1 pseudogene is annotated in these 339 nt (G+C 44.2%); it reads right to left on the reverse strand.

What is annotated here, in order from left to right:
• Nucleotides 1–339 (reverse strand): annotated as a pseudogene (locus tag PZH32_RS11945) (ketopantoate reductase family protein); the annotation flags it as partial.

The following is a 339-nucleotide window of genomic DNA, read 5'->3' on the forward strand; positions in this document are numbered from 1 at the left end:
TGTTACTCTCTTTCGTATGTGTCTTCATATAATTATAGAATTCCTGATGCAGCCGCTGGAATTCTTCCGGTGCATGCATCGCATGCCGGTAAAGAAATCTGTTGCCAAATTCACTCTGATATACTCTGCTTAGAACCCCTGCCAGCATTCCTGTCGGCATATCTTTGATCATATAAAGCTTTGCCGGGCACAACATTCCCTTTTGGGCGATCCACTTCAGGTTCTTTTTCATCCGATAAGCTGTCAGCGTCATCAATTTTTCATTTGCACAGATTTTTTCCGGATGCCTGCTCTGGTAATAAGCATCTGCCAGCGGAATGATCACGCCAAGATGTGAGA

Source organism: Adlercreutzia equolifaciens (assembly GCF_029076695.1).
Taxonomy (GTDB): Bacteria; Actinomycetota; Coriobacteriia; order Coriobacteriales; family Eggerthellaceae; genus Adlercreutzia; species Adlercreutzia equolifaciens_A.